Annotated in this window: 2 pseudogenes; one reads left to right on the plus strand and one right to left on the minus strand. The window is 32.6% G+C overall.

The features are described 5' to 3' along the window. Window positions 1-109 (plus strand): annotated as a pseudogene (locus tag JIG37_RS22695) (DNA replication terminus site-binding protein); the annotation flags it as partial. Between the two features lie 40 nt (window positions 110-149). Here JIG37_RS22695 and JIG37_RS22690 read toward each other — a convergent pair. Next, window positions 150-258: pseudogene (locus tag JIG37_RS22690) on the minus strand (DNA replication terminus site-binding protein); the annotation flags it as partial.

The following is a 258-nucleotide window of genomic DNA, read 5'->3' on the forward strand; positions in this document are numbered from 1 at the left end:
TGTAAAACTGGGTACATTAACTGATTATCAAAAACCTGAAAGCCACCCTCGAAAAAGAGAATATGATTTCTTAGTTGATAGACTTTACTTAGAACAAGTGACAGATTGATTATGTTAAAAAGGCCACATATGTGGCCTTTTTAACATAATCAATCTGTCACTTGTTCTAAGTAAAGTCTATCAACTAAGAAATCATATTCTCTTTTTCGAGGGTGGCTTTCAGGTTTTTGATAATCAGTTAATGTACCCAGTTTTACA

Source organism: Pseudoalteromonas sp. bablab_jr010 (assembly GCF_016464105.1).
In the GTDB taxonomy this organism is placed as follows: domain Bacteria; phylum Pseudomonadota; class Gammaproteobacteria; order Enterobacterales; family Alteromonadaceae; genus Pseudoalteromonas; species Pseudoalteromonas simplex.